General features: G+C 71.9%; 24 protein-coding genes. 18 read left to right on the top strand and 6 right to left on the bottom strand.

Annotated elements, in window-relative coordinates:
• Positions 1 to 3 precede the first annotated feature (3 nt).
• Complete coding sequence (locus ABD743_RS43320) at positions 4 to 639, bottom strand: helix-turn-helix domain-containing protein (RefSeq protein WP_344730352.1); 636 nt, start codon at positions 637 to 639, stop codon at positions 4 to 6.
• A 109-nt stretch (positions 640 to 748) separates the two neighbouring features.
• Here ABD743_RS43320 and ABD743_RS43315 point away from each other — a divergent pair, with 109 nt between their 5' ends.
• On the top strand, positions 749 to 1,642 hold the full coding sequence (locus tag ABD743_RS43315) for an EamA family transporter (RefSeq protein ID WP_344730350.1): 894 nt from the start codon (positions 749 to 751) through the stop codon (positions 1,640 to 1,642).
• A 21-nt stretch (positions 1,643 to 1,663) separates the two neighbouring features.
• Here ABD743_RS43315 and ABD743_RS43310 read toward each other — a convergent pair whose 3' ends face one another.
• A complete protein-coding gene (locus ABD743_RS43310; RefSeq protein ID WP_379659194.1) occupies positions 1,664 to 3,214 on the bottom strand; it encodes a dolichyl-phosphate-mannose--protein mannosyltransferase in 1,551 nt (516 codons plus the stop codon).
• Positions 3,215 to 3,307: 93 nt separating this feature from the next.
• Here ABD743_RS43310 and rsmI point away from each other — a divergent pair, with 93 nt between their 5' ends.
• The 4 genes from rsmI to ABD743_RS43290 all read left to right on the top strand — a co-directional run bounded on the left by rsmI (position 3,308) and on the right by ABD743_RS43290 (position 7,601).
• A complete protein-coding gene (rsmI, locus tag ABD743_RS43305) occupies positions 3,308 to 4,159 on the top strand; it encodes a 16S rRNA (cytidine(1402)-2'-O)-methyltransferase (RefSeq protein WP_344730346.1) in 852 nt (283 codons plus the stop codon).
• 127 nt (positions 4,160 to 4,286) lie between these two features.
• Positions 4,287 to 5,390, top strand: coding sequence for a hypothetical protein (locus tag ABD743_RS43300; protein ID WP_344730344.1), 1,104 nt, complete (start codon positions 4,287 to 4,289; stop codon positions 5,388 to 5,390).
• Positions 5,387 to 7,006, top strand: coding sequence for an extracellular solute-binding protein (locus ABD743_RS43295; RefSeq protein ID WP_344730418.1), 1,620 nt, complete (start codon positions 5,387 to 5,389; stop codon positions 7,004 to 7,006). Before ABD743_RS43300 ends, ABD743_RS43295 begins: the two co-directional genes overlap by 4 nt.
• Positions 6,999 to 7,601: a hypothetical protein gene (locus ABD743_RS43290; RefSeq protein ID WP_344730343.1), complete on the top strand. Its 603-nt coding sequence runs from the start codon at positions 6,999 to 7,001 to the stop codon at positions 7,599 to 7,601. Before ABD743_RS43295 ends, ABD743_RS43290 begins: the two co-directional genes overlap by 8 nt.
• A gap of 109 nt (positions 7,602 to 7,710) precedes the next feature.
• Here ABD743_RS43290 and ABD743_RS43285 read toward each other — a convergent pair whose 3' ends face one another.
• A complete protein-coding gene (locus ABD743_RS43285) occupies positions 7,711 to 8,907 on the bottom strand; it encodes a cation:proton antiporter (RefSeq protein ID WP_344730341.1) in 1,197 nt (398 codons plus the stop codon).
• Between the two features lie 6 nt (positions 8,908 to 8,913).
• Entirely contained in the window at positions 8,914 to 9,390 is a 477-nt protein-coding gene (locus ABD743_RS43280; RefSeq protein ID WP_344730339.1) for a cation:proton antiporter regulatory subunit, read from the bottom strand.
• Between the two features lie 40 nt (positions 9,391 to 9,430).
• On the opposite strand from ABD743_RS43280, the gene ABD743_RS43275 reads away from it, so the two are divergent.
• From ABD743_RS43275 to ABD743_RS43230, 10 genes are all read left to right on the top strand, one after another.
• Positions 9,431 to 9,985 carry a Uma2 family endonuclease gene (locus ABD743_RS43275; RefSeq protein WP_344730337.1) on the top strand — a complete coding sequence of 185 codons (555 nt, stop codon included), beginning with the start codon at positions 9,431 to 9,433 and terminating at the stop codon, positions 9,983 to 9,985.
• Between the two features lie 43 nt (positions 9,986 to 10,028).
• The gene (gene metG, locus ABD743_RS43270) at positions 10,029 to 11,822 is read left to right on the top strand and encodes a methionine--tRNA ligase (protein ID WP_344730335.1); all 1,794 of its coding nucleotides are present in this window, start codon (positions 10,029 to 10,031) and stop codon (positions 11,820 to 11,822) included.
• A gap of 28 nt (positions 11,823 to 11,850) precedes the next feature.
• Entirely contained in the window at positions 11,851 to 12,735 is an 885-nt protein-coding gene (locus ABD743_RS43265; RefSeq protein ID WP_344730333.1) for a TatD family hydrolase, read from the top strand.
• A gap of 283 nt (positions 12,736 to 13,018) precedes the next feature.
• Positions 13,019 to 14,608, top strand: coding sequence for a resuscitation-promoting factor (locus tag ABD743_RS43260; RefSeq protein WP_344730331.1), 1,590 nt, complete (start codon positions 13,019 to 13,021; stop codon positions 14,606 to 14,608).
• 34 nt (positions 14,609 to 14,642) lie between these two features.
• Positions 14,643 to 15,497 (top strand): 16S rRNA (adenine(1518)-N(6)/adenine(1519)-N(6))-dimethyltransferase RsmA, encoded by an 855-nt coding sequence (gene rsmA / locus ABD743_RS43255; RefSeq protein WP_344730329.1) that lies wholly within the window; start codon positions 14,643 to 14,645, stop codon positions 15,495 to 15,497.
• Positions 15,498 to 15,595: 98 nt separating this feature from the next.
• On the top strand, positions 15,596 to 16,159 hold the full coding sequence (locus ABD743_RS43250; protein ID WP_344730327.1) for a PadR family transcriptional regulator: 564 nt from the start codon (positions 15,596 to 15,598) through the stop codon (positions 16,157 to 16,159).
• Complete coding sequence (locus ABD743_RS43245; RefSeq protein WP_344730325.1) at positions 16,141 to 17,670, top strand: DHA2 family efflux MFS transporter permease subunit; 1,530 nt, start codon at positions 16,141 to 16,143, stop codon at positions 17,668 to 17,670. Before ABD743_RS43250 ends, ABD743_RS43245 begins: the two co-directional genes overlap by 19 nt.
• A 64-nt stretch (positions 17,671 to 17,734) precedes the next feature.
• Positions 17,735 to 18,694, top strand: coding sequence for a 4-(cytidine 5'-diphospho)-2-C-methyl-D-erythritol kinase (locus ABD743_RS43240; RefSeq protein ID WP_241042661.1), 960 nt, complete (start codon positions 17,735 to 17,737; stop codon positions 18,692 to 18,694).
• Positions 18,694 to 20,511 carry an ATP-binding cassette domain-containing protein gene (locus ABD743_RS43235; protein WP_344730323.1) on the top strand — a complete coding sequence of 606 codons (1,818 nt, stop codon included), beginning with the start codon at positions 18,694 to 18,696 and terminating at the stop codon, positions 20,509 to 20,511. The genes ABD743_RS43240 and ABD743_RS43235 overlap by 1 nt, the downstream gene beginning before the upstream one ends.
• A 106-nt stretch (positions 20,512 to 20,617) precedes the next feature.
• The gene (locus tag ABD743_RS43230) at positions 20,618 to 22,108 is read left to right on the top strand and encodes a glycosyltransferase family 39 protein (RefSeq protein ID WP_344730321.1); all 1,491 of its coding nucleotides are present in this window, start codon (positions 20,618 to 20,620) and stop codon (positions 22,106 to 22,108) included.
• A gap of 211 nt (positions 22,109 to 22,319) precedes the next feature.
• Here ABD743_RS43230 and ABD743_RS43225 read toward each other — a convergent pair whose 3' ends face one another.
• Positions 22,320 to 22,667, bottom strand: coding sequence for a DoxX family protein (locus tag ABD743_RS43225; RefSeq protein WP_344730319.1), 348 nt, complete (start codon positions 22,665 to 22,667; stop codon positions 22,320 to 22,322).
• A 371-nt stretch (positions 22,668 to 23,038) separates the two neighbouring features.
• Positions 23,039 to 23,473 (bottom strand): nuclear transport factor 2 family protein, encoded by a 435-nt coding sequence (locus ABD743_RS43220; RefSeq protein ID WP_344730317.1) that lies wholly within the window; start codon positions 23,471 to 23,473, stop codon positions 23,039 to 23,041.
• Positions 23,474 to 23,551: 78 nt separating this feature from the next.
• Between ABD743_RS43220 and ABD743_RS43215 the strand changes: the two genes are divergently transcribed.
• From ABD743_RS43215 to ABD743_RS43205, 3 genes are all read left to right on the top strand, one after another.
• Positions 23,552 to 24,109 carry a TetR/AcrR family transcriptional regulator gene (locus ABD743_RS43215; protein ID WP_344730315.1) on the top strand — a complete coding sequence of 186 codons (558 nt, stop codon included), beginning with the start codon at positions 23,552 to 23,554 and terminating at the stop codon, positions 24,107 to 24,109.
• 237 nt (positions 24,110 to 24,346) lie between these two features.
• Positions 24,347 to 25,312, top strand: a complete 966-nt coding sequence (locus ABD743_RS43210; protein ID WP_344730314.1) for an ATP-binding cassette domain-containing protein — start codon at positions 24,347 to 24,349, stop codon at positions 25,310 to 25,312.
• The gene (locus tag ABD743_RS43205) at positions 25,309 to 26,142 is read left to right on the top strand and encodes an ABC transporter permease (protein ID WP_344730312.1); all 834 of its coding nucleotides are present in this window, start codon (positions 25,309 to 25,311) and stop codon (positions 26,140 to 26,142) included. Before ABD743_RS43210 ends, ABD743_RS43205 begins: the two co-directional genes overlap by 4 nt.
• Positions 26,143 to 26,144 lie beyond the last annotated feature (2 nt).

The raw sequence follows: 26,144 nt of genomic DNA, 5'->3' as shown, positions 1-26,144 counted from the left end.
CGGTCACACGAGCGGGATCTCGGCCTCCGCGATGCTCGTGGGTGGCACGAGCCCGGCGTCGCCGGGCTGCAGAACGACCATGACGAACCGCACCGGCGTGCCGTCGCCGTCCTCGGGAGCGTCGTTGCTGTAGCGGTGCGGGGCGTGGGCCTCGAAGAGCACGGTGTCGCCTGCGTCCAGGTGCTGCACGCTGTTGCCGACGCGCAGGCCCAGGTGTCCGGACAGCACCGAGAGGACCTCCCGTGTACCCATCGGGTGTGCCTCGCCGTCGAAGCTGTCGCCTGGTTGCAGCGTCCAGTCCCACAGTTCGACGACGTCGGGCGGGTCGGTGCCGATCCGGAACACGGCGCTGCTGCCGGCGGCGCTGGCCCACAGCCGGGCGGCCTCTGCTGATCGGCGCACGACGATGCGCGGCTCGGAGTCGCCGTCCACCAGGGAGGCGACTCCCACTCGCAGGGCCGCGGCCAGGCCGACCAGCGTGGCGATGCTCGGGTTGCCGCGGGACGTCTCGATCTGGATCACCGTGCCACGGCTCACGCCCGCGGCGGCGGCGAGCGCGTCGATGGTCATCCGGCGCTGCTGGCGCAGCGCGCGGACGTTGCGGCCGACGGTGGTGGCCACCTCCTCTGGCGACTGCATGTAGGTCAGTGTGCCGTACCTCCCCGGATACTTGGTTGTACTTCCCCAACCTCAGAGCTAACGTCCAATGCGATGTCCTGTTGAGTACGTTCTAGTGAACTGAGGTGCGATGTCCGTCCCTGTCGCGTTCCCCGCGGCGCTCGCCTACGGCGTGTGCGACTTCGCCGGCGGACTCGCCGCCCGGCGGGCGCCGGTGCTCGTCGTCACGCTCGTGGCCCAGACGGCCGGGCTGCTGATCCTGCTGCCCGCGTTGTGGCTCCTGCCAGGGCGGCCGTCCGTCACCACGTTCGCGCTCGGCGCGGTGGCCGGCATCGCAGGCACCGCGGGGTTGCTGCTCTACCTCCGGGCGCTCGCGGTCGGGCCGATGGGAGTGGTCGCGCCCCTGTCCGCCGTGGTCGGCGCCGGGCTCCCGCTCGTGGCGGGCGTGCTCTCCGGCGAGCGTCTCGGGCCCCTCACCGTGCTCGCGATCGTCGTGGCACTGGTGGCGATCCTGCTGGCCACGGCCGGCACCCGGCGCGATGCCGCGGCGACCACGGGGCTCCTGCTCGGACTCGCCGCGGGCGTCGGCTTCGGCCTGTTCTTCGTCGGTCTGGGCGCGACGAGCGACGACTCGGGGCTCTGGCCGCTGCTCGCCGGGCGGGTCACCTCGCTGACGCTGGTGACCGCGCTGGTGCTACGGCACCGGTTGCCGCTGCGGACGCGCCACGTCGTGCTGCAGCCCGAGCTCGCCGGTCCGGCCGCACCGGTGTCCGTGCCTGCGCCTGCACCGTCGCCCGTACGCCTGATGATCGTCAGTGGGATCTTCGACTCCACGGCGAACGTGCTGTTCCTGCTCTCGGCCCGGCTCGGGGACCTGGGAGTCAGCGCCGTGGTGGTGTCGCTCTATCCCGTGGTGGTGGTGCTGCTGGCACGCCTGGTGCTGCGCGAACGGCTCACCGGGATGCAACTCGCGAGCGCAGGGCTCGCCCTCGGAGCGAGCGTGCTGCTCGCGGCGGTCGGCTGACCGGCGCCGCCCGCGCAGCACTCACGCGCGCCAGGACGGCAGCCACAGCTGCGCGTCCCACATCTCCGGGGTGATCGGCTGCCCGATGAGAATCGGCCAGAGCCACACGAAGTTCGCGACGACCGCACCCACCCAGAGCCCGACGACGAGCAGCCCGGTCTGGCGGCGTTCCCGGGACGCGTTGGACTTGCCCAGGATTGCGCCCATGACGAGCACCGTGCCGAAGATCAGGAACGGCACCACCGGCGTCATGTAGAAGAAGTACATCTGCCGGTCGATGTCGGCGAACCACGGGAGGATGCCGGCCCCGTAGCCCACCAGCACGGCGGCGTAGCGCCAGTCGAAGCTGGTGAAGGTGCGCCACAGCGCGACCGCGAGCACGCCGAGCGCGGGCCACCACAAGGCGGGCGTGCCGATCAGCATCACGGCGCTGATGCACGACGGGGCGCCGCATCCGGTGATCTGGCTGCCCGAGCTGTAGTAGTAGAGCATCGGTCGCAGGCCCATCGGCCAGGTCCACGGCTTGGACTCCCACGGGTGCACCCCGCTGGCCTGCGTGGTGAGTCCGACGTGGAACTCGAGCACCTTGCTGCTGTAGTACCAGAGGCTGCGCAGCGGGGCGGGGATGAACGACCACGGGCCGTCGAGGCCGATCTTCTGGCCGACGGCGTAGCGGTCGACGGAGGTCTCGCTCGCGAACCAGGCCCACCAGGCCGAGAAGTAGGCGAGCACGGGCACCAGCGCGAGGGCCCACAGAGCGGGCGCGAGATCGCGTCGCAGCGTGCCGACCCACGGACGCTCGACGCCGGCGGCGCGGCGGGCCGTGAGGTCCCAGACGAGGGCGAGCACCGCGAACGCCGCGAGCCAGTACACGCCCGACCACTTGACCGCGCACCCCAGCCCGAGAAGCACGCCGGTGGCGAAGCGCCACCAGCGCACGCCCAGCCGCGGACCGTACGGAGAGTCGTGTACCCGGCCCTCGGCGATCACGAGCGCCATCCGGGCGCGCACGTCGTCGCGGTCGCAGAGAAGCGTGGCGAACGCCGCTAGCACGAACAGGGCCGAGAACACGTCGAGCATCCCCATGCGCGACTGCACGTGGGACATCCCGTCGCAGATCAACAGCACGCCCGCGATCCCGCCGAGCAGCGTGGAGCGGGTGAGCCTGCGCCCGGCGCGCACGATCAGCAGCACCATCAGGGTGCCGGCCAGCGCGGCCGAGACCCGCCAGCCGAACCCGTCGTATCCGAAGGCGTACTCCCCGAGCGCGATGAGCTGCTTGCCCAGCGGAGGGTGCACCACGAGCTCGTACCCGGGGTTGTCCTCGACGCCGCCGTTGCGCAGCATCTGCCACGCCTGGGGCACGTAGTGCTTCTCGTCGAAGACGGGTGTGCCGCCGTCGGTCGGGCGGCCCAGACCGGCGAACCGCACCGCTCCCGCGACGAGCGCCAGCGCGATCGCGACGACCCAGCCGCGCAGCCGGTCGGACGGCGGCGGGGCGCCGAGCCGGACCGTGGGGTCGGCGGGATGAAGCCCGGGTGCCGGGGCGTCCCCGACGGGGCGGTTGCCGATGGGGGCGTCGCTCCCCGCGGCCCGGGTGGCTCCGGCACCTCGCGTGCGGTCGACGCTGCGGGTGGCCACGAAGGCGATCGTAGGCTGCGATCCATGTCTGCTGAGCCGGTGTCCGGCCGTCTGGTGCTGGCGGCAACCCCGTTGGGTGACGCGGGTGACGCCTCGGAGCGCCTGCGGGTCGCGATCGGCACGGCCGACGTGGTGGCCGCCGAGGACACCCGACGGCTGCGTTCATTGGCCGCCGCGCTCGGGGTGACCGTGTCCGGCCGTGTGATCAGCCATTACGACGCCGTCGAGGCGAGCCGCCTGCCCGGCCTGCTCGACGACGTCCGGGCCGGGCGGACCGTGCTGGTCGTGACGGACGCGGGCATGCCCGCTGTGTCCGACCCCGGCTACCGGCTGGTCGCGGCCGCGGCGGCGGAGGACCTCCCGGTCACGTGCCTACCGGGGCCGTCCGCGGTGACGACGGCGCTGGTGCTCTCCGGGCTGCCGTGCGAGCGGTTCTGCTTCGAGGGTTTCGCGCCCCGCCGCGCGGGCGAGCGTCGTCGGTGGCTTGCGACGCTCGTGGCCGAGCCGCGAGCGACGGTGTTCTTCGAATCGCCGCACCGGCTGGCGGAGACGCTCGCCGACGCGGTCGACGTCCTCGGACCCGAGCGGGCTGCCGCCGTCTGCCGTGAGCTGACCAAGACCCACGAGGAGGTGCTGCGTGGGCCGCTCTCGGAGCTCGCCGAATGGGCCGCCGAAGGCCCGGTGCGCGGGGAGATCACGGTCGTGCTGGCAGGCGCCGCGCCCTCGGCGGCACCGAGCGTCGAGTCGCTGGTCGATGCCGTCGAGGAACGGGTGGCCGACGGCGAGCGCCTCAAGGACGCGGTGGCGGTGGTGGCGCAGGCGGCCGGAGTGCCGAAGCGCGAGCTCTACGCCGCCGCGCTCGCCGCCCGCTCCTGAGTTCCGCCCGCGACATGGACGCCTGCCGCTGATCTGTGCGGCTCCGGTTCCGCCTCAGGTGTCCATGACGCCCGATTCGGGGCCGCACGTTCATTGCCCGTTCAAGATCGGACGAAATCATTCCGCCATGACCGCTCCGGGCGGCCGGCGCTCCGGCAGGCGGGTTCTCAGCTGGCTGCTCGCACTCGCGCTCCTGGTGGTCGTCGGCGTCGTCGTGTTCCGTGACATCGGCGGCGGCGAGCCGGCGCCCCCGGCCCCGACCACCGTCACCGGCGTGATCGGATCGGAGAAGCTGGCGTTCTTCGCCGACCAGCGTGTGCTCGACGTGTTCCGCGCCAACGGGCTCGAGCTCCGGGTCGACCCCGCGGGGTCACGCCAGATCGCCACCACCGTCCGGCTCGACGACTACGACTTCGCTTTTCCCTCCAGCTCGCCTGCGGCCGACAAGCTGCTGGCCGAGCGTCCGGCAGCGCGCACGTATGCCCCGTTCTCCTCTCCGATGGCGGTGGCCACGTTCGCGCCGATCGTCGACCTGCTCACGCAGGCGGGCGTCGTCGCGCCGGGGACGACGACGTTCGACGTGCACCGCTACCTGGAGCTCGCCGGCGCGGACACCCGCTGGGATCAGCTGCCGGGCAACACGGCCTTCCCGGCACGCAAGAACGTGCTGCTCTCGACGACGGCGCCGTGCCAGTCCAACTCGGCCGCCATGTATCTGGGCATCGCCTCCTACGTGGCCAACGGCGACTCGGTTGTGGCCGACCCGGACGCCGCCGCGGCGGTGATGCCCGCAGTCCGGCCGCTGTTCCGCGACCAGGGCTACCTGCCGCCGACCACCGAGGTGCTGTTCGAGGACTACCTGTCGGCCGGGATGGGCCGCGTCCCGATGGCGATGGTGTACGAGGCGCAGTACCTGGCGGAGGCGCTGTCGCCGGACCCCGTCCTGCCTGCCGACGCACGCCTGCTGTATCCGAGCCCGACGATCTTCTCGCGGCACACGCTCGTGCCGCTCACACCGGAGGGCGATCGGGTCGGCGCGCTGCTCACCACCAACGCGCAGCTGATCGCACTGGCCGCCGAGCACGGCTTCCGCCCGACGGACCCGAGGCCGTTCGCCGAGACGTTGCGGAACCGGGGTCTGCCGGATCCGCCGGCGCTCGTCGATGTCGTGGAGCCGCCGTCGTACGACACGTTGGAGTGGATGTTGACGAGCCTCGGGTGCCCCCAGTGAGGCGGCTGACCGTCGTCGCCGCGGCGGTGCTCGCCCTGCTGACCGGGTGTACGAGCGGAACGCCTGCCTCGCAGGGCGAGGGACCGTCCGGACAGGCGGTGACGCTGCGGGTGCTCGCCGGGAGCGAGCTCGCGGACCTCGGGCCGGTGCTCGACGAGGCCGCCGCAGCCACGGGCGTGCGCGTCGAGCTGGACCCGATCGGCACGCTGGACGGTGCCGAGGCTGTGGCGTCCGGAGCCGCGGCGGCGGATCACGACGCGATCTGGTTCTCCTCCAACCGCTACTTGGCGCTGCAGCCCGAGGCAGCGGCCCGGCTCGGCACGGCCACCGACATCATGTCCTCGCCGGTGGTGCTCGGCCTGCGCCGCTCGGTGGCCGAGCGCCTCGGCTGGGTGGGGCGGCCGGTCACCTGGGCCGAGATCGCCGCCGCGGCCGGTGCCCGGCAGTTCACCTACGGGATGACCGACCCGTCGGCGTCCAACTCGGGTTTCTCGGCCGTCGTGGCCGTGGCGACGGCGCTGGTCGGGGCAGGGTCGGCACTCACCGCGTCGCAGGCGGCGTCGACTGCTCCGGCACTGCGCGACTTCTTCGCCGCCCAGACGCTCGCCGCAGGGTCGTCCGGCTTCCTCCAGGACGCCTACGTCCGCCGTGCCACGGGCGCCGATCCCGGGGACCGGGTCGACGGGCTGATCAACTACGAGTCGGTGCTGCTGGCGATGAACGCCGCGGGTGACCTCCCCGAGCCGCTCGAGCTGATCTACCCGGCAGACGGGGTGGTCACGGCCGAGTACCCGTTCACCGTGCTGGCCGGGGCGTCCGAGGAGGTGCGGGACGCCTACCGCCGACTGACCGAGTACCTGCGCACGCCCGACGTGCAGCTCGCGATCGCGACGCGCACGAACCGCAGGCCCGCCGTGCCCGGCGTCGCCCCTGCGCCGACGTCGGCCACGCTCGTGGAGCTGCCGTTCCCGGCGCAGGCCGACGTGGTCGACGCGCTGCTCACGAGCTACTTCGACAAGCTGCGGCGCCCGTCGCGCACGGTCTACGTCCTCGACACGTCGGGCTCCATGGAGCGCGACGACCGCATCGGGGACCTGCGCCGCTCGCTCGCCGGTCTGGCCGGGGCCGACCCGTCGCTCACCGCGCAGTACCGCCGGTTCCGGGGCCGCGAGGAGGTGACGCTGCTCCCCTTCAACACAGTGGCGGGCAGCCCGCAGACGTTCACCGTGGCCGAGGACGACCCGGGCCCGGATCGGCAGCGGATCGCGGACGCGGGCGAGGCGCTGCAGGCGGGCGGGGACACGGCGATCTACGACAGCCTGGAGAGGGCCTACCGGATCGCGCAGCAACAGATCGCCGCCGACCCCGACCGGTTCACCTCGATCGTTCTGATGACCGACGGGGAGAACACGAGCGGCGCCGACATCGCAGCGTTCCGCTCCTACGTCGGCTCGCTTCCCGCGCAGCTGCGCGGCGTCCCGGTGTTCTGTGTGCTCTTCGGCGAGAGCAGCACGGCCGAGATGGAGGAGGTCGCGGAGCTGACCGGCGGCCGGACCTTCGATGCGCGCACGGTGCCGCTCGCGGAGGTCTTCCAGGAGATCCGCGGATATGTCTGAGCGCCGGGGTGTGGTGCGCCGCTACCTCTCGTCCCGGAAGAACATCGCCGGGATGGCAGGCGCGCTCGCCGGCGTCGGGCTGCACCTCGCCGGGGTGATCGGGGACGTCTGGCCGGTCGTTGCGCTCGGGCTGTACGGGGTGGGCGCGCTGGTCGGGCCGGCAGACCCGGCCGCGGCGCCGCGGCTGACCGACGCGCTGCGCGCCGACGCCGCCACTCTCGTCACCCGCATCGAGCCACGCCTCGAAGCCCTTCCGGCGGGCACGATCCCCGCCGTCCGGCGGATCGTCGAGGTCGTGCGGCTCGTGCTCGACCGGCTCGACGAGGTCGCCGACCAGCCCGCCGACCGTGCGGCCGCTCCCGAACGGCTCGCGCTGGCGGCCGAGATCGTGCGGGTGGATCTGCCGATGTGCCTGGACACCTACCTCGGCCGCGCACCGTCGACGTCGGAGGAGCGGGCGGCCGCGGAGCTCGTGGCCCAGCTCGACCTGATCGCGGCGGCGGCCGATCGCCTGGCCGCGCAGGTCCCCGACATTCACGCCGAGCGCGCGGAAGACCTCACTCGCGAGCTACGCCGCCGCTACGGCCAACCGTGACGCCCGCCGGACTCCCCGCCGCGACATGGTCACGTGTCGCTGTTCTGCGCGTCGGCGAATGCGCGTCAGGTGACCATGTCGACGGGCGGAGGGTCAGTCGGGCGGAGGGTCAGTTGCCGGCGGACGGGGCGGGCGCGGTGGACGGGCGCCTAGCGCGTGCCCAGCGGACGACGGGCTCGACCACCCGCGCGGCCACCGGGCCGATCACGGCCATGAGCAGCACGTACGTGGTGGCGAGGGCGGCAAGCTGTTCGTCCACCGCCGCGTAGCCGACGGCCAGCCCCGCGATGACGATCGAGAACTCGCCGCGTGCCACCAGCGCGGCGCCGGCGCGCGCCCGGCCGAGCGTGCCGATCTTCACCCGGCTCGCGGCCCACCAGCCGGTGGCGAGCTTCGTGAGCGTGGTGGCGACGGCGAGGACGACCGCCCAGCCCAGCACCGGTGGGATCGACGCGGGGTCGGTGTTGAGCCCGAACACCACGAAGAACACCGCGGCGAACAGGTCGCGCAGCGGCTCCAGCAATTTGGTGGCGTTCTCCGCGGTGGAACCCGAGATCGCGATGCCCAGCAGAAACGCGCCGACAGCGGCCGAGACCTGCATCGCCGAGGCGAAACCGGCCACGAGCAGCGCGGCCCCGAGCACCTTGAGCAGGAAGACCTCACGGTCCGGGGAGTCGACGAGTGCGGACACGAACCGGCCGTAGCGCAGCGCCACCACGAGCACGACGGCGAGCACCGCCACCGAGATCCCGACGGCGGTGAGACCGCCGACGAGGCTCACGCCGATCAGCACCGCGGTGAGGATCGGCAGGTAGAGCGCCATCACGAGGTCTTCGAACACGAGGATCGACAGCACCACGGGCGTCTCGCGGTTACCGAGGCGGCCGAGGTCGGAGAGGACCTTCGCGATGATCCCCGACGAGGAGATGTAGGTGACGCCGCCCATCACGAGCGCCCCGACAGGACCCCAGCCCAACGCGAGCGCGACAGCCGCGCCCGGTGCGGCGTTGAGGACGATGTCGAGAATGCCGCCCATCCAGGAACGGCGCAGGCCCGTGACAAGCTCAGCAGCCGAGTACTCGAGCCCGAGGAGCAGGAGCAGCAGGACCACGCCGACCTCGCCGGCCAGCGACGTGAAGCCCTCGATGCCGCTCAGCGGAATGATTCCGCCCGTGCCGAAGAACAACCCGCCGAGCAGGTAGAGGGGGATGGGGGACAGGCCGATCCGGCCGGCGAGCCTGCCCAGGATGCCCAGGCTCAAGAACACGGCGCCGAGCTCGATCAGTTCGAGCGCGGTGTGGTCCACGCGCGATCAGCCCCGCTTGAGGATCTTGACAGCGTTGTCGAGCCCCTCCGACGTGCCGACGGTGACCATGAGGTCCCCGGCGGTCAGGGTGAAATCGGGCGTCGGGCTCGGGTGGACCTGGCCCGCCCGCATCACGGCGACGACGGAGACGCCGGTGCGGGTGCGCAGGGCGGTGTCGCCCAGCGTGCGTCCGTCGAACGGGGCGCCGACGGGGATCTGGCGGGTGTGGATGCCGGGCAGGTCGCGGTGCTCCTCGGTGAGCTGCGCGACGAGCTGTGGTGCGCCCAGCAGGTTGGCCAGCGCGCCCGCCTCGTCGACGGTGAGCGGCAGCTCGGCGAGACAAGCGTCGGGGTCGTCCGACTTGGAGATGATCAGCTCGATCCTTCCGTCCCGATGCGTGACCACGCCGATCCGTCTGCCGCCCCGGATGGCGAAGTCCTTACGCACACCGATGCCGGGCAGTGGCGTGACCTCAACGTTCACCCTGTACACGGTAATCGACTTGCGTCGCTACCCTGAGCGCATGCGGGTCCTCATGCTCGACGCGCCCAAGGCGATGCTCGACGAGCGCCGCCGGCTGGGGCTGGACCGCCGCGACGAGATGTGGGACGGTCTACTGCACCTCGTACCTCTTCCGGATGGCCCGCACCAGCGGTTTGCCTCGGAGTTCTTTTTTGTCATCGCGCCGCTCGTTGAGGCGGCGGATCTTGTGCCCTTGTTCGGGACCGGGCTCTTCCGCTCGGACGACGATTACCGAGTGCCGGATCAGCTGTACTGCGCAGCCGAGCACGTCTCGGAGCGGGGCGCGGAAAGGGCCGAGCTCGTCGTCGAGATCCGGTCCAAGGACGACGAGACCTACGACAAGATCGACTTCTACGGTCGGATCGGCGTCCGCGAGATGATCGTCGCCCACCCGCACGACCGCCGGGTCGAGCTGTTCCGCGCCCTCGGCGGCCGGCTCGTGCCCGTGCAGCCGGGTGCCTCGGGCGAGCTCACGAGCGAGGTGCTCGGGATCGTCCTGCGCACCGTCGACGGGAAGCTGGAGATCGCCTGGTCCGAGGGCTCCGCCACGGTCTGAGCACCCGCGGAACCCAGTGGCGGGCTGGGCCTAGTCTTGATGCATGAGTTCCCCCGTGCTGACCGCCGTGGCATGGCCCTACGCCAACGGCCCACGGCACATCGGCCACGTCTCCGGTATCGGTGTGCCCTCCGATGTGTTCTCCCGCTACCAGCGGATGGCGGGCAAGCGGGTGCTCATGGTCTCGGGCAGCGACGAGCACGGCACCCCGATCCTGGTGCAGGCCGAGAAGGAGGGCCTGACGCCGCAGCAGACCGTGGACAAGTACCACCGTGTCATCTCGGAGGACCTGCGCGGGCTCGGCGTCACCTACGACCTCTACACCCGCACCACCACCGGCAACCACGCCGAGGTCGTGCAGCAGATCTTCCTGGCCCTGTACCGCAACGGTTACATCGTCCCGAAGACCACGACCGGCGCCATCAGCCCGTCCACCGGGCGCACGCTGCCCGACCGCTATGTCGAGGGCACCTGCCCCATCTGCGGTTACCCGCACGCCCGTGGCGACCAGTGCGACAACTGCGGCAACCAGCTCGACGCCACTGAGCTGATCAACCCGCGGTCGCGGATCAACGGCGAGGTACCCGCGTTCGTCGAGACCGAGCATCTTTTCCTCGACCTCCCCGCCTTCACAGAGGCGCTCGGCAAGTGGCTCTCCACGAAGACCGGGTGGCGGCCGAACGTCCTGAACTTCACCAGGAACCTCGTCGACGACATGCGCCCGCGGCCCATCACCCGCGACCTCGACTGGGGTGTCACGATCCCGCTCGACGGGTGGAGCGACCAGCCGCTCAAGAAGTTCTACGTCTGGTTCGACGCCGTCATCGGCTACTTCTCGGCGAGTGTCGAGTGGGCCCGGCGCACGGGTGACGCCGACGCGTGGAAGACGTGGTGGAACGACCCCGACGCCGAGCACGTCTACTTCATGGGCAAGGACAACATCACCTTCCACGCCCAGATCTGGCCGGCGCTGCTGCTCGGCCACAACGGCCAGGGCGACCACGGTGGCGGGCCCGGCCCCTACGGCGTGCTCGACCTGCCCACGGAGATCGCGTCCAGCGAGTTCCTCACGATGAGCGGCTCGAAGTTCTCCACCTCGCGCGGCACCGTGATCTACCTGCAGGACTTCCTACGCGACTACGGCCCGGACAGCCTGCGGTACTTCATCTCGGCCGCCGGGCCCGAGACCCAGGACGTCGACTTCACCTGGGACGAGTTCGTCCGGCGGGTCAACTTCGAGCTCGCCAACGAGTGGGGCAACCTCGTCAACCGGTCGATCTCGATGGCGCACAAGAACAACGGTGCGATCCCGCCCGCCACCACTCCGGCTCCGGCCGACGCCGAGCTGCTCGCGCTCTCGCGCGCGGCGTTCGACACGGTCGGTGCGCACCTCAAGCGCTCGCGGTTTCGAGCAGGCATCGGCGAGGCGATGCGGGTGGTCTCGGCGGCCAACCGATATCTGTCGGAGCAGGAGCCGTGGAAGCTGGGGGACGACCCCGGCAGGCGCGACGCCGTGCTGCACACGGCACTGCAGGTCGTGCAGGACGCCAACACGCTGCTCACCCCGTTCCTGCCGCACGCTGCGCAGAAGGTGCACGAGGCGCTGGGAGGCACCGGGGTGTGGGCTGCCCAGCCGGAGCTGGTCGACGTTCCGGACCTGGACATCCCCGGCCGGATCAACCCGATCCTGACCGGCGACTACACCCGCGAGCAGGCGCGCTGGGAGTCCACGCCGATCCAGGTCGGCCGCCCCCTGGCGAAGCCCACGCCGATCTTCCGCAAGCTCGACCCGGAGCTCGGCGAGACCGGCCCGGAGTGGGCGCCGATCCAGAAGTGAGCGCAACCCGGAGCGGGGGCGGGTGTCGGTGAGCGGGGCGGATGGGCGTCGCGAGCGGCCGCCCGCACCGGAGCCGCTCCCCGCGCCGACCATCGACGCGCACACGCACCTCGACGCCTGCGGCTGCGTGGACGCCGCCGACGTGGCTGCCGCGATGGACCGCGCGGCCGCGGTGGGCGTCACGCGCGCCGTCACGGTCGCGGACGACCTCGCGTCCGCCCGGTGGGCCGTGCAAGCGGCGCACTGGGACGACCGCGTGGTCGCCGCGGTGGCGCTGCACCCGACGCGGACGGCCGCCCTCACCGATGACGATCACGCCGAGATCGAGCGGCTCGCCCGCGACCCGCGGGTGGTGGCGGTGGGGGAGACCGGCCTCGACTACTACTGGGACTACTCGCCGCCGGCCGCGCAGCAGGAGTCCTTTCGCCGGCACATCGACCTCGCCAAGCGGATCGGCAAGCCGCTGATGATCCACGACCGCGACGCCCATGACGACGTGCTGCGGATCCTGCGCGAGGAGGGACCGCCGGACACGGTGGTGTTCCACTGCTTCTCCGGCGACGCCGCGATGGCCCGCGAGTGTTCCGCGGCCGGCTATGTCCTGTCCTTCGCAGGCCCCGTGACCTTCCGCAACGCCCGCGCGCTGCAGGAGGCCGCGGTCGTGGTGCCGGAGGACCAACTGCTCGCGGAGACCGACGCTCCGTTCCTCACCCCGCACCCGCACCGCGGCCGGGCGAACGAGCCGTACTGCCTGCCGTGGACCGTGCGTGCCCTTGCGACATTGCGCGGTGTCACCGACGATCAGCTCGCCGCGAGCATCGCAGGCACCGCCCGGCGAGTTTTCCGTCTCGATGGGCTACCCGCTGTCGTGGGATTACCTTCGGCAGGCGCGGACGACGCTCGTTCGGCGTAGCGGAGGGTCCACTCGGCGCTATCGGCGTGTCGGGAATAGGCGAGGGCTTTGGCTGCCCGTTACGGTTCCGTGATCGCTAAAGCCGGGGTGGGGAACGCTCCCCAGCACAGCGATCACGGTGGACCGGGGCGCTCCCCCTGATCCCTGCCTCCGGGCCACCGTGATCGATGCCTCCCCTGCCCGGTCCGACGAGGTCTGGAAGCCAGTGGTCGACGTCTCTCCTCGCGCGCGGCACCGTGCCCCGCGTGGGCGTGGGGGTCGAAAGGACACCGCGCCCCCCGCCGTGGTGTCCACGGAGGACCCCTACGCGGACTGGTACAGCGGTGGGGACACCGGGACGTTCCCGGCAACCCCCGCCGAACTGCTCGCGCACACCCGCGAGTCCGCGATCGAGCGCACCGGCAGAGTCCGCCCGACGCACGGCGGAACCCAGCCGGCGCGCCGCGATCTGCGGCGCCCGGTTCCCGTGATGACACGGCCTGCCCACGGCTCCATCGCCGTCGACGCCGGTGCGGACCCCTCGACAGGCCCCTTCGAGGTCGTCCCGGCGCAGGAGATCACCGGCCGGATCCCGCCGATCGACGACGACATGACGGGCCCGCTCCCGGTGGTCGCGGCCGTCGCAGCTCTCGAGGTCGAGGTCGAGGCCGAGCCGCTGACCCACCCGTTCGCGGCTGTCACGGCGCCGCCGGCTCCTCCCGGCGCAGCTGCTCCCACCCGTGCCGACCGGCGCCGCCAAGAGGCCGCCGCTCGCCGGGGCCATGCCGGCGTCGTCGTGCGCGGCACCGTGCTCGCGACGCTCGTCGCTCTGGTCGGCGGCAGCGCCACCGCGCTGGCCATGGACAAGACGGTCAGGATCACGGTCGACGGCGAGGACCGTGTCGTGCACACGTTCGCCGACGACGTCGCCTCGGCGCTGGAGTCGGCCGGGGTCGACGCCAACCCGCAGGACCGTGTGGAGCCCGCGTTGCCCACCGAGCTGGGCAGCGGCGACCACATCATCGTCAGCAAGGCACGCAAGCTCACGCTCGTGGAAGGACCGTCGGAGCGGGAGGTCTGGACCACAGCGGCGTCGGTGGGCGACGCACTGGCCGTGCTCGGTGTCGACGCCAGCCCGATCCAGATGTCCGCCGCACCCACCACGAGCATCCCGCTGGCCGGTATGGCCCTCAAGCTGAACGTGCCGAAGGCCGTCTCGTTCACCGACGGCACCGGCGCCCTCGAGCAGCTCACCAGCTCCGCGGGAACGGTGAGCGGCCTGCTCGCCGAGCGGGGCATCCAGCTCGGCCCGGACGATGTCTCGGTGCCCTCCGGCGACACTCCGCTCACCGACGGCGCGTCGGTGCAGGTGGTACGCAACGGTGTCGGTGAAGTCGTGGTCGTCCGGCCGATCCCGCCGCCGGAGGAGCACATCGAGGACCCCGACCTGCCCCGCGGCAAGCGAGTGGTCGTCGACAAGGGCAAGGCCGGTGAGCAGACGGCGATCATGCGCGTGTACGTGCAGAACGGCGCGGAGGTCCGGCGCGAGCAGGTCCGGGCAGGCGGCATGACCCCGGCGAGGCCCCGCGTCGTCAAGATCGGCACGAACGACGACATCCCGCAGGCTCCGGCCGTCACCGACGGCAGCGTCTGGGATCGGCTCGCCAACTGTGAGGCCACCGGCAACTGGGGGATCAACACGGGCAACGGCTACTACGGCGGCCTGCAGTTCGATGCCGGCACCTGGCGCGCCTACGGCGGCACCGACTACGCGCCGCTGCCCCACCAGGCCAGCCGCGAGGAGCAGATCGCTGTCGCCAGCAAGGTCCGCGACGACCGGGGCGACTACGGGGCCTGGCCGGCGTGCGCGAACAAGCTCGGGCTGCCCCGGTGACACCACGTAGAGCGGGCCGGTGCACCCTCCGGGGGTGACGGACGAGCGGTCGCGGCTGTTGGGGCCGGCAGAGGTACGTGCCCTGGCCGGCGAGCTGGGGCTGCGGCCGACGAAGCGGCTCGGGCAGAACTTCGTGCACGACCCCAACACGGTGCGCCGGATCGTCCGGGAGGCCGAGCTCGCGCCGGACGACGTGGTGGTGGAGGTCGGGCCGGGCCTCGGATCGTTGACGCTGGCCCTGCTCCCGGCGGTGCGCGCGGTCCATGCCGTGGAGATCGACCCCGTACTGGCGGCCCGGCTGCCCGCCACCGCTGCCGAGCGGGCGCCCGCGCTGGCCGACCGGCTCAGCGTCGTCACAGCCGACGCGCTGCACCTGCGGGCCGCTGATCTCCCCGGGCCGGCGCCCACCGCGATCGTCGCGAACCTGCCCTACAACGTGGGCGTGCCCGTGGTGCTGCACCTGCTGGCCGAGCTGCCGCTGATCCGGCGCGGGCTCGTGATGGTGCAGTCGGAGGTGGCCGAGCGCCTCGCCGCGCAACCCGGCAGCAAGACCTACGGGGTACCCAGCGCGAAGCTGGCCTGGTTCGCCTCGGCCCGCCGGGCGGGTCCGGTGCCACGAGCGGTGTTCTGGCCCGTGCCGAACGTCGACTCCGGGCTGCTGGCCTTCGACCGGCGCGAACCGCCGCCCGGCGACCGCACCGAGGTGTTCGCGTTGATCGACGCGGCGTTCGCGCAGCGCCGCAAGGCCCTGCGATCGGCGCTGTCGGGGTGGGCGGGCTCGCCTGCCGCGGCGGAGGAGGCTCTTCGCGCGGCCGGAATCCCGCCGCTGGAGCGAGCCGAGCAGCTCGACATCACCGCATTCGCGCGCCTGGCCGCCGCGCGCGCGTAGGCCGGAGCCCGCCCGTGTCGATGAGGGCGGAAGTTCCATGTGTACTATTCCGCGCGGAATAACCCTAGAGGAACGATCTGAGCGGAGTGGTGCGTGTAGTGGCGGCACTGACGTCGCTGGCGACCAGCATCCTGGCGCTGTTGTGCGAACGGCCGATGCATCCCTATGAGATGTACCGGTTGATGATGGACCGGTTCGAGGACCGGGTCGTCAAGGTGCGGCCGGGCTCGCTCTACCACACCGTCGACCGGCTGGCGGCCCACGAACTGGTCGAGGCGATCGGCACCGACCGCGAGGGCGCGCGTCCCGAGCGCACCACGTACCGCATCACGGCCGCCGGGCGCGTTGCGATGCAGGACTGGATTCGTGGCGTGCTCGCGGAGCCGGTCAACGAGTTCCCCCGGTTCCCGGTCGCCCTCGGCGAAGCGCACAACCTGCCTCGCGCAGAGGCGATCGAACTGCTCACGGCACGCATCCGCCACATCGAGGCGGAGCTCGCCGAGGTGGAGCCTGCCCTCGAACGCGGGGCGGCCAAGACCGCTGAAGCCCACCTGCTGGACGGGTACTTCCTCGTGGAGATGTCGCGGGCGGAGCTGAGCTGGCTGCGACGGCTCGTGGCCCGGCTGGAGACCAAGGAGCTGGGATGGCCACTCGACGACTGACCGATACGGCTGCGGAGGCCGCGCCGCCCAGCCCGTGGCCTGCGCTGTGGGCGCTCGTGGTCGGGTTCTTCATGATCCTGGTGGACTCGACGATCGTCTCCGTTGCCACGCCCGCGATCATGACCGGGCTCGGTGCCGGTGTGGACTCGGTCGTGTGGGTCACGAGCGCCTACCTGCTGGCCTACGCGGTGCCACTGCTGATCACCGGCCGGCTGGGCGACCGGTTCGGACCGCGCCGCGTCTACCTCGCCGGGCTGGCCGTCTTCACGCTCGCGTCGCTGTGGTGCGGCCTGACCGACAGCATCGGCGAGCTCGTCACGGCGCGGGTCCTGCAGGGCCTCGGTGCGTCCCTGATGACCCCGCAGACGATGGCCGTGATCACGCGAACCTTCCCCGCCGAGAGCCGGGGCAAGGCGATGAGCCTGTGGGGCGCCACCGCCGGCGTGGCCACGCTCGTCGGGCCGATCCTGGGCGGAGTGCTCGTCGACGGGCTCGGCTGGGAGTGGATCTTCATCGTCAACGTGCCGGTCGGCGTGGTCGGCTTCGTGCTGGCGGCCCGGCTGGTTCCCGAGCTCCCGACCCACGTCCGCCGCTTCGATCTGCTCGGTGTGGCGCTGAGCGCGATCGGCATGTTCCTGCTGGTCTTCGGCATCCAGGAGGGACAGACCTACGACTGGGGGACGATCACCGGCCCGATCTCCGTGTGGTCGCTGATCATCGCAGGCCTCGTGGTGATGGCGGTCTTCCTGTTCTGGCAGGCGCGCACCCGCGGAGAGCCGCTGGTGACACTTGCTCTGTTCCGCGACCGGAACTTCAGCCTCGCCAACGTCGCGATCAGCACGGTCGGTTTCGCGGTCACCGCGATGACGTTCCCGATCATCTTCTACGCCCAGGGCGTGCTCGGGCTCAGTCCCACGGGTTCGGCGCTGCTGCTCGTGCCGATGGCGGTCGTCTCCGGTGGGCTCGCGCCGATCGTGGGCGGGTGGACCGACCGTGTGCACCCGAGCTGGATCGCCGGTATCGGGATGGTGTGCTTCCCGGCGGCGTTGCTGTGGCTCGCGGCGATCATGGGGCCGGCCACGCCGATCTGGCAGCTGTTGCTTCCGGTCGCGCTGTTGGGCGTGGCCAACGGGTTCGTGTGGGCTCCGATCGCCACCACGGCCACGCGGAACCTGCCTCCCTCGAACGCCGGTGGCGGCGCCGGCATCTACAACACGACCCGCCAGATCGGCGCGGTGCTGGGCAGTGCGGGGATCGCGGTGCTGATCGAGTCGCGGCTCGCCGCGAACCTGCCGGCATCCTCCGCCGGCGGGAGTTCGGAGTTCGGCGTGTCGCAACTTCCGGAGCCACTGCACGCCGGCTTCGCCACGGCGATGGGGCAGGCGCTGGTTCTGCCTGCCGTGGTGCTGCTGATCGGGCTGGTGGCGGTGCTGTTGTTCGCCCGGCCGCGCCACTTGACCCGCCCGGTGCCGTCCGAGGCGTCGGCGCCCGTCCTGCCGGTCGTCAAGTAACCCGGGCGCCGGGTTCCCGGCCCGCCCCGCTCGGGCCGGGAGCCGACGCACGTAGTGTTGTCGGGTGCTCGCTGCCGTCCCTCCCCCGGTCACCGTGCGCGTTCCGGCGAAGATCAACCTGCATCTCGCAGTCGGGCCGCTGCGCGAGGACGGCTTCCACGACCTGGTCACGGTGTTCCACGCCGTGAGCCTGTTCGACGAGGTGTCCCTCGCGTCCAGCGACGCACCCGGGATCGAGGTGCACGGAGAAGGCGTCGCCGAGGTGCCCGCCGACGAGACGAACCTGGCCTGGCGGGCCGTCCAGCTCCTGGCCGAGCGCGCCGACCGTGATCCGGACGTGCGGCTGGTGCTGCGCAAGGGCATTCCGGTGGCCGGCGGAATGGCCGGCGGGAGCGCCGACGCGGCGGCGGCGCTCGTCGGGTTGTCGGCGTTGTGGAAGCTCGATCTCTCCCGCGACGAGCTGTCCGTGCTGGCGGCCGAGCTCGGCAGCGACGTCACGTTCGCGCTCTACGGAGGCACCGCGCTCGGCACCGGGCGCGGCGAGCGGATCGTGCCGGTGCTGTCCCGGCACCCGCAGCACTGGGTGATCGCCCTGCACCGCGGCGGCCTCTCCACGCCGAGCGTCTTCCGAGAGCTCGACCGGCTGCGTGGGGACGACGCCCCGCCGGACCGCCCTGTCGAGCCCGTGCTGGAGGCGCTGGCCGGCGGCGACCCTCGTCAGCTCGCGCTCAGCCTCGGCAACGACCTGCAGGCCGCCGCCGTCAGCATGGCTCCTGACCTGCGCCGCACCTTGCGCGCCGGGGTCACCGCGGGCGCGCTGGCCGGGCTCGTCTCCGGGTCGGGGCCGACCTGCGCGTTCCTGTGCTCCGGTGCCGACGCGGCGATCGACGTGGCCACCGAGCTGGCCGGGGTCGGCGTCTGCCGCACCGTGCGGGTGGCACACGGTCCGGTGCCCGGCGCCCGTGTCGTCGACCAGCACGAGCCACCTGGTCCGCCCACGTCCTGGCCTCCGGTGCGTGCCTGATGCCTCCACGCGCAGCAGCCCAGAGATCCGCCCAGAACCTGGTCAACCTGGAGTCCGTCACGGCCCACGTTCCCGGCGACGCCTCACGCGTCCTGCTCGATGCCGTGTCGCTCGGCGTCGAGCGTGGGGAGCGGGTCGGCGTCGTGGGACTGAACGGCGGCGGCAAGACCACCCTGCTCGACATCATCACCGGCGAGCGTCCGCCGGACGGGGGACGGGTGAGCCGCCTGGGCGGGCTCAACCTCGCCCACCTGGCGCAGGGCGACGCCCTCCCCGCAGGCGCTCGCGTCCGGGACGTCGTGCTCGCGGCCTGGGAAGGCGCGGCCGACCACGAGTGGGCAGCGGACGCCAAGGTCCGCGACGTGCTCGGCGGGCTCGGCATCGGCGACCTCGACCGCACCGTCGACGGCCTGTCCGGTGGCGAGAAGCGGCGGGTGGCGCTGGCGGCGGCGCTCGTCGGCGAGCCCGACCTCGTGGTGCTGGACGAGCCCACGAACCATCTCGACGTCGAGGGCATCGGCTGGCTCGCCCAGCACCTGCTGTCGCGGCGGTGCGCGGTCGTGGTCGTCACCCACGACCGATGGTTCCTCGACGCGGTCTGCACGCGCACGTGGGAGGTCGCGGGCGGCAGGGTGGAGAGCTACCTCGGCGGTTACGCCGACTGGGTCTACGCCCGTGCCGAGCGCTCCCGGCAGGCGGATGCCGCGGAGGCACGCCGGCAGAACCTCGCCCGGAAGGAGCTGGCCTGGCTGCGCCGCGGCGCACCGGCCCGCACGTCGAAGCCGCGGTTCCGGATCGAGGCTGCGGAGGCGCTCATCGCCGACGTCCCGCCGCCCCGCAACACCGTGGAGCTGCTCGGGTTCGCCACCAACCGGCTCGGCCGCACGGTGCTGGAACTGGAGGACGCCACCGCAGAGATCGCCGGCCGCACGCTGCTGAACCACGTCACCTGGCGCCTCGGTCCCGGTGACCGCGTCGGGATCGTCGGGGTCAACGGCTCGGGCAAGACCACGCTGCTGCGCACCCTGAGCGGCGAGCGTCCGCTGCAGGGCGGCCGGGTCGTCAGGGGCACCACGGTGCAGCTCGCCGAGCTGAGCCAGGAGCTCACAGACCTGCCGAAGGACATGCGGGTACTGGAGGCCACCGAGCAGGTGGCGAAGTACGTGAGGTTCGGCAAGCTCGAGCTCACCGCGTCGTCGGTGCTGGAACGGCTGGGCTTCCCCGCCGCCCGCCAGTGGACGCCGGTCGGACAGCTCTCCGGTGGTGAGAGGCGCAGGCTCCAGCTCACCCGGCTGTTGATGGCGGAGCCCAACGTCCTGCTGCTCGACGAGCCCACCAACGATCTCGACGTCGACACGCTCTCCCGGCTCGAGGACCTGCTCGACGGGTGGCCGGGCACGCTCATCGTCGTCAGCCACGACCGTTACCTCGTGGAACGGGTGTGCGACACGGTCGTCGCGCTGCTGGGCGACGGGAAGGTCACGCACCTGCCCGGCGGGATCGAGGAGTACCTGCAGCGGCGTGCGGCGGCAGGCCGGCAGGCGACTGGCCTCTCCGCGCCGCCACCCACACCCGCCGCGGCGAAGCCGACGTCGAGCGCGGCCGATCATCGAGCGGCGCGCAAGGAGGCCTCCCGGCTCGAGCGCCGACTGGAGACGCTCGACAAGCGCGAGAAGCAGTTGCACGAAGAGCTGGCAGCCGCAGCCACCGACCCGTCCCGGCTGCTGGAGCTCGACGCCGAGCTCCGGGCCGTGCTCGCCGAGAAGGAGAGCGTGGAGCTGGACTGGCTGGCAGCGGCGGAGATCGCCGAGTCCTAGTGTCGAGGACCAGCCGGACGTCCGGCTGACCCCAGAATCCGTCGTTCGATCGATTCGTCCGGATTCGCGGCGCCCTAGCGTCGCCCGTGAATCTCTGGGGGGACGAATGACGACGATCACGAACCCGACGCTTGCCCGGGCGGTGCCGGATTTCGCCCGCGGTCCGGTGCTCGCGGTGGCGGCCGCCACTGCGGTACTGCTGACCGCGGTCAGCGGCCGTTACGGCTACTTCGGTGACGAGTTGTACTTCATCGCGGCGGGGCACCACCTCGCCTGGGGCTACGCGGACCAGCCGCCGATGCTGCCGCTGATCGCACTCGCGATGGACACGATCGCGCCGGGATCTCTGCCGGTGCTACGCATTCCGGCCACAATCGCCACGGTGGCCGGGGTCGTGCTGACCGCACTGCTGGCCCGCGAGTTCGGGGGCGCGAGGCGCGCACAGCTGATCGCCGCGGGCGCGTTTGCGCTGTCGCCGAACTTCCTGGGCACCGGGCACTTGTTGGCCACGTCGACAGTGGACCCTGCACTGTGGACGGCCCTGACCTGGCTGTTGGTCCGCTGGGTGCGCACCCGGCAGGACGGTCTGATGATCGCGGCCGGGCTGGTCACCGCGGTCGCGATCCAGGTGAAGTTCCTCGTCGTGGCGTTCTGGGCGGTCGCGATCGTCGCGGTGCTCGTGTTCGGTCCGCGTGATCTGCTGCGCAGGCCCGCGTTGTGGCTGGGTGGCGCGATCGCGGTGCTCACCACGGTGCCCACGCTGGTCTGGCAGGCGCAGAACGGCTGGCCGCAACTGGGGATGAGCCGCGCCGTCGCCGCCGAGAGCGTCTACGCGGGCGGCATGATCGGTTTCCTGCCGGTGGCGCTGCTGATGGTCGGGCTGCTGATCGGGTCGGTGCTCGCCGTGCACGGTGTCGGCAGGCTGCTGGCTGACCCCGCGTACCGGTTCCTGGGAGTCACGGCGCTCGGCGTCACCCTGATCTTCCTCGTCAGCGGCGGCCGTCCGTACTACGTCGCCGGGATGTTCCCGCTGCTCTGGGCGGCGTCCGCGGCCTCGATCGAGCGGCGCAGGCCCGCGGTGTGGTGGCGCTGGGTGCCGACCTGGCCGGTCTACGCGGCGACCGCAGTACTCGTCCTCGGCGTCATGAACGTGCTGCCGATCAGGCCGGTCTCGGCGCACGCCGACCAGCCGTTGCAGATCGGGAACTTCCAGCTCGACGAGATCGGCTGGCCCGCGATGGTGGACGACGTGGTGGCCGCACATCGCGCGCTGCCGCCGGAGTCCGCGCGGAACGCCGTGGTGGTCACGGGGGACTACTGGTCGGTGTCGGCGATCCAGCACTTCGCGCCCGGCCTGCCCGCGTACAGCGGGGCGCGGGGGGCTGCGTGGTTCGGCATGCCGCCGGAGGACTCCGGCGCCGTGATCTTCGTGGGCGACCCGAGCGCCGTGGCGGCGGGATTCGACCGTGTGACGCAGGTGGGCGCCTTGGACAACGACGTGCGTGTCACCAACCTGGCGCAGGGGACACCGATCTTCCTGCTCGAGGGGCGTCACCGGCCATGGGCGCAGCTATGGCCCGCCCTCCGGCACCTCTAGACGAGCGAGCAGGGATCGGGTGATGGGCTGTCCAGTGGCGCGGTTGTGCCCAGACACTCCGCATGACCTTCGCCGGACCATCTGCATGAACCCCGCGCCCTCTTCACTACGGACACGAGAAGGCCCCCGCCGGATGGTCCGGCGGGGGCCTAGGCGGCGGCTCCCCGCCGGATCGGGCGGCTGTGCGTCACGGTGCACGCCGGCCACGTGCTCAGGCGGCGAAGGCCAGGGCCAGGGAACCAACCACCGGCGCCGCGTACACCAGTGGGAACGGGAGGTGCGAGTACCACCGCGCGCGGAACACGGTGATGACGGCCCCGGCGAAGTACAGCACCAGCCCGACGCCGGCCAGGACGCCGATGACCGGCACGAACAGGCCGACCACCAGACCTGCCGCCCCCGCGGCCTTGGCCGTACCGAGCCAGGGCCACCACGGGCGGGGCACGCGGTAGTCGGCCAGGGGCTGCACGACCCACTTGGCGTGGAAGAAGACGGAGCCGGCGGAGAAGGCCGCCATGGCGGCTCCCACGAGTGTGACGACGATGTAGGCGGTGGACATCAGAAACGCTCCTCACCAGGTCGCCGGAGGCGGTGCTGTCCCGCTCCGGCTGGGGTCTCGGTTGCTGTAGACCTGACCCCTCGGCGCGCGCGGATGTGACAGGACGGGGCGGCAGGTCTGCGCAGATGAGGACTCGGTCGCTCCGGCCCGCCGTGTTGGGGTCTCGAGATTGACGGACAGCTCCCGGCGATCGTGATCACGGTGGCGCCGCCACCCCAGGTCGGCGGGCGTGGCACCCGGCCGGAGCAGATTCCCGACACAACCGGTTCTTGAACACCCACCTGCCTTCTCCCCGGCTGCCACGCAATGAGGAACTACTCGTCCAGGCCGTGCGCGGATGCGGGAGTACCGCATCCGCGCACGGCCCGCGATCAGGACGCGAGCGCGGCCACCAGATCAGGGGTCCGCCCGAGCAGCGCGGCCATAGCGATCGGGTCCATGTAGTCGTCGTAAGAGACGATCTCGCCGTCGCGCACCCGGATCACGCCCAGCGCGCGGAACCGGTACGGGCCGCCGGTGGCGTGGGAGTGCCCGTGGTGCTCGATCTCCGCAACGACGACCTCCGGGTCGTCCGTCTCGCGGACCACCACGTCGACATCCTCGATCTCGAGCATCGCGCGCCGGTCGGACGCGGCGCCGTGGTAGGCGCGGATCGCGTCCCGCCCGTGCAGCTCGCGCGGCATCCCGGGCGGGGCGAACGGGTAGCGGAGCACACCGTCTATGGCGAAGAGGTCGGCGAACGTGACGCCCTCACCTGCCACCATGCGGCGCACCTGATCGACGACTTCCCGCGGACTACGGCTCATGAATCCTCCCTAGAATCGGAACGGTGACCCCGCTTCGACTATACGGAACGAGCGCCCCGCTTAGCCAGAGGGGGCCGTGTGGCTGAGCGACCGCTCCGGGCCGACGCCCGCCGTAACCGGGAACGAGTGCTGGCTGCTGCTGCCGCGGCGTTCGCCGAGCGCGGGTACGACGTCCCGCTCGACGAGATCGCCAACGCGGCCGGCGTCGGTCCGGGCACGGTCTACCGGCACTTCCCTACGAAGGAGGCGTTGTTCGAGGCCGTGTCGCTCGCCCGCGTGCAGGAGCTCGCGGCGGACGCGCGAGCCCGGGCCACAGCTGTCGATCCCGGTGCGGCCTTCGACGGGTTCCTCGCCCGCCTCGCCGAGGAGGCGGAACGTAAACGTGACCTTCCCGATGCTCTCGCCGGAGCGGGAGCGGAGGGTGTCGCCGAAGCGGTGGCCGAGATGCAGGACGCGCTCGGCGTGCTGCTGGCGCGGGCGCAGGCAGCCGGGGCCGTTCGCGGCGAGATCACTGTCAAGGATCTGATCGCCCTGCTCAAAGCCATGCTGTATGTGGTCCGCGCCGACCCTGAGCCCGAACTGCGGCAGCGCGTCTACGCCGTACTGCGGGACGGGCTCCGACCTCCGGCGGGCTGAGATCAATCTTTCGACCGATCCGCCCGATGGGCATCTCCTCTAACGTCGAAGAGGTGCGGCCGGGTCGGGGGACCCGGAGGGGGGCACCGCACTGGGCGACCGGCCCACCGCTGATCGACGGAGGCGGCGGGCCGGTCGGAACCCGCCGAGCAGCACCCGAGATCGCCTGAGGCCGTATCAGGGGCGCATCAGCGCGATATAGGTGGCGTATCAGCGGCCTGGCGCAGCGTCACGGTCATGGAATCAGTCATCCAGGTCGAGGGCCTGGTCAAGAACTTCGGCGGGACGGCCGCGCTGGCCGGCGTCGACCTCGTCGCGCGCCGGGGTGCCGTGCTCGGTCTGCTCGGCCCCAACGGCTCCGGCAAGACCACTACCGTGCGAGTGCTCTCCACCCTGCTGCGACCCGACGCAGGTCGCGCGAGTGTGCTCGGGCACGACGTCGTCACCGAGCCGGCCGCCGTCCGCAGGCAGATCGGGCTGACCGGGCAGTACGCCGCTGTGGACGAGGCGCTGTCGGGCACGGACAACCTCGTACTGGTCGCGCGGTTGCTCGACCTGCCCCGGCGCACCGCACGCGCCCGCGCCGCCGAACTGGTGGAGCGGTTCGGCCTGGCCGAGGCGGCGGCCAGGCGCGTCCGCACCTACTCGGGGGGAATGCGGCGCAGGCTCGACCTCGCCGCGAGCCTGATCGGCCGTCCCCAGGTGCTTTTTCTCGACGAGCCGACCACCGGGCTCGACCCCCGACACCGCAACGAGGTGTGGGACGGCGTGCGCGCTCTCGCCGCCGACGGCGTGACCGTGCTGCTGACCACGCAGTACCTCGAGGAGGCCGACCAGCTCGCCGACGACCTCGTGGTCCTCGACCGGGGGCGGGTGATCGCCGCCGGGACCCCCGCCACCCTGAAGGCCGAGGTCGGCGGACAGCGGCTGCACGTGCGGCCGATGCACCGGGCCGACCTGCCGCTGGTGACCGCGCTGATAGCGGAGTTGGCCCCCGGCCTCGAGCCCACCATCGACGCCAGTGGCGAGCTGATCGTGCCGGCCGTCGACTCCGGACTGCTGCACCGGGCCGGGGCCCGGCTCGACGAGGCCGGCGTCACGGTCGCCGAGCTGGGTCTGCGGCTGCCGAGCCTGGACGACGTCTTCCTGACCCTGACCGGACGGGTGGCAGGCCCGGCCGCCGCGACCGAGGAGGCCGCATGAGCACCGCTACCGACGCACGACCGGCCACCTCCCATCGGACGGGGAGCGCGGGCGGAACGCCCGTTCGCCGGATCCCGTCCGCGCTGCGCCACGGCGCCACGCTCGTCTGGCGCGGAGTGGTCAAGACGATCAACTCGCCGGAGGCGCTGATCGACGTCACGCTGCAGCCGATCATCTTCCTGCTGCTGTTCGTCTACGTCTTCGGCGGCGCGATCTCCGGCGACACCGGCACCTACCTGCAGTTCGCGCTGCCCGGCGTGCTCGTGCAGACCGTGGTCTTCGCCTCCGCAGGCACGGGCGTGGCACTCGCCGACGACCTGCACACCGGCATCTTCGATCGGTTCCGCAGCCTGCCGATCTCGCGCACCGCTCCCTTGCTCGGTGCGATCGGCGCGGACCTCGTCCGCTACCTGGCTTCGGGAGTGATCATGCTGGTCTTCGGCGTGATCCTCGGTTTCCGGTTCGCCACCGGCCCGGTCGCCGTGGTGGCCGCGCTCGGCCTGGTGATGGTGTTCGCGTTCGCGTTGTGCTGGGTCTTCACCGCGCTGGCGATGGTCGTGAAGGAGCCCCGGTCGGTTCAGGGTCTCGGCGCGCTGATCATGCTGCCGATCACGTTCGGCAGCAACGTGTTCGTCCCGGCCTCCACCATGCCCTCGTGGCTGCGCTGGTTCGTCGAGCTCAATCCGGTGTCGAAGATCGCGGACGCGGTGCGTGGGCTGCTCACCGGCGGCCCCGTCGCGGCGCCGGCTACTGCCTCTCTGATTGCGGCTGCGGTCGTCGTCGCGATCTTCGCGCCCCTGGCGGTGGCGCTTTACCAGCGCCGGACCTGACC

It is taken from the genome of Pseudonocardia yunnanensis (assembly GCF_039534065.1).
Lineage (GTDB): Bacteria > Actinomycetota > Actinomycetes > Mycobacteriales > Pseudonocardiaceae > Pseudonocardia > Pseudonocardia yunnanensis.
This window is presented reverse-complemented; position numbering and strand designations above follow the sequence as displayed.

What these genes read in the sequence shown, in the direction of transcription:
- rsmI (WP_344730346.1), top strand. Translation starts at nt 3,308, where the DNA reads ATGTCTGCTGAGCCGGTGTCCGGCCGTCTGGTGCTGGCGGCAACCCCG.
- ABD743_RS43315 (WP_344730350.1), top strand. Translation starts at nt 749, where the DNA reads ATGTCCGTCCCTGTCGCGTTCCCCGCGGCGCTCGCCTACGGCGTGTGC.
- ABD743_RS43320 (WP_344730352.1), bottom strand. Translation starts at nt 639, where the DNA reads ATGCAGTCGCCAGAGGAGGTGGCCACCACCGTCGGCCGCAACGTCCGC.
- ABD743_RS43220 (WP_344730317.1), bottom strand. Translation starts at nt 23,473, where the DNA reads ATGAGCCGTAGTCCGCGGGAAGTCGTCGATCAGGTGCGCCGCATGGTG.
- ABD743_RS43290 (WP_344730343.1), top strand. Translation starts at nt 6,999, where the DNA reads ATGTCTGAGCGCCGGGGTGTGGTGCGCCGCTACCTCTCGTCCCGGAAG.
- ABD743_RS43245 (WP_344730325.1), top strand. Translation starts at nt 16,141, where the DNA reads ATGGCCACTCGACGACTGACCGATACGGCTGCGGAGGCCGCGCCGCCC.
- ABD743_RS43300 (WP_344730344.1), top strand. Translation starts at nt 4,287, where the DNA reads ATGACCGCTCCGGGCGGCCGGCGCTCCGGCAGGCGGGTTCTCAGCTGG.
- ABD743_RS43210 (WP_344730314.1), top strand. Translation starts at nt 24,347, where the DNA reads ATGGAATCAGTCATCCAGGTCGAGGGCCTGGTCAAGAACTTCGGCGGG.
- ABD743_RS43230 (WP_344730321.1), top strand. Translation starts at nt 20,618, where the DNA reads ATGACGACGATCACGAACCCGACGCTTGCCCGGGCGGTGCCGGATTTC.
- metG (WP_344730335.1), top strand. Translation starts at nt 10,029, where the DNA reads ATGAGTTCCCCCGTGCTGACCGCCGTGGCATGGCCCTACGCCAACGGC.
- ABD743_RS43205 (WP_344730312.1), top strand. Translation starts at nt 25,309, where the DNA reads ATGAGCACCGCTACCGACGCACGACCGGCCACCTCCCATCGGACGGGG.
- ABD743_RS43235 (WP_344730323.1), top strand. Translation starts at nt 18,694, where the DNA reads ATGCCTCCACGCGCAGCAGCCCAGAGATCCGCCCAGAACCTGGTCAAC.
- ABD743_RS43225 (WP_344730319.1), bottom strand. Translation starts at nt 22,667, where the DNA reads ATGTCCACCGCCTACATCGTCGTCACACTCGTGGGAGCCGCCATGGCG.
- ABD743_RS43275 (WP_344730337.1), top strand. Translation starts at nt 9,431, where the DNA reads ATGCGGGTCCTCATGCTCGACGCGCCCAAGGCGATGCTCGACGAGCGC.